At 60.9% G+C, this 1,163-nt stretch carries 2 protein-coding genes; both read right to left on the bottom strand.

The genetic code is table 11. The annotated features are described in order from the left end of the window. Positions 1-74 precede the first annotated feature (74 nt). Entirely contained in the window at positions 75-359 is a 285-nt protein-coding gene (locus IVB41_RS32660) for a hypothetical protein (RefSeq protein ID WP_247288366.1), read from the bottom strand. Positions 360-615: 256 nt separating this feature from the next. Beyond that, positions 616-1,163 (bottom strand): sensor histidine kinase KdpD (locus IVB41_RS32655; RefSeq protein WP_247438641.1); only part of this gene is annotated, 548 nt, incomplete at its 5' end.

Raw genomic sequence — 1,163 nt, 5'->3', positions numbered from 1 at the left:
ACAAGTGAACACGGAACATGGTGCGCCACGATTTCGCGGTAAGCAGGCGAACGGACTGTCTCAGATCGCCTGCCTCACCATCCGTAGAAGTTCTTGGCGATGGCCAGGGTCTCAAGTTCGCTCGTCTCCAAGGCTATCTTTTGCACCAGCATCACGTCTCCTTCGACGAGCTCGCCAACCGGGACAAAGCACCATCCCGTTCCCAATCGGCCGGATGCATCGACCTCGCGGATGTTGGCTGATGTTCTCTGATAGATGCGATAGCGCATGCCGGTTTCGCACCCGACGACGTCGAAATAGCCCTTGGCGTCGAACTGGGCACGCTGCTGCGCAGTCAGCCAGCCGCGGAGCAGGCACAAGCCCTTTCTCCGCCTCTCCTCCTGATAGCTTCTGTAGAAAGCCCCACACGCCCGCCGCCGAAAGATCCTGAGGTAATGAGAACCAGCCACGACAATCACTCATTTGCTTGAAAGGCCGCATCAACGCAATTCCAGTGAAAGATGCCGAGATGCCCGCGCGTGTTCCTAATGCTCGATGCACGCCGATTGCTGCCTTAGGATACGCCGCCCTGCCTCGATCACATTTTGTGAACGATGCCCGCCGAAGAGCGCTCGCTTACGGCGCGGAATGCGGCCGGAGCGAGCCATCGCCTTCAAGGGGCATTCGCAAAATGAACTTGGTTTCTGCCTCAGACGAATCCAACTCGATCGAGCCACCGTGGGCTTTGGCGATTTCGGCCGCGATATAAAGGCCAAGCCCAAGTCCCTGCGAGGGCCCGTGCGCCTCTCCCCGGTAGAACGGCTGAAACAGGCGCCTGCGAGCCTCCTCCGGAATAGCCGCGCCTCCATTGGCGACCGAGAGCTCGAACATCTCTGCTTTGGCGGTAGCTTCGACCCGCACGGGCCGGTCCGGCGCGCCGTGGCTGATTGCGTTGCCGAGCAGGTTGGAGAACAACTGGGCGATGCGGGCCGGATCGCAGAAAACCGGCCTCTCGACTTCGAAATTGGTCTCGATGCGGCGCTCCGGATGGGCCGCGACCAACTCGGCCACAACCTGGTCCAGCACGGGTTCGACGGCGGTAATGGCCTTAGAGAGCGAGATACCCCCTCCAAGGCGGCCGCGCGCCAGGTCCATGACGCTCTCGATCATCTTGGCCATTCGGC

Origin of the sequence: Bradyrhizobium sp. 44 (assembly GCF_023073095.1) — a bacterium.
GTDB lineage: Bacteria > Pseudomonadota > Alphaproteobacteria > Rhizobiales > Xanthobacteraceae > Bradyrhizobium.
Note: the sequence above shows the minus strand (reverse complement) of the source record. Positions and strands in the feature narration are given on the sequence as shown.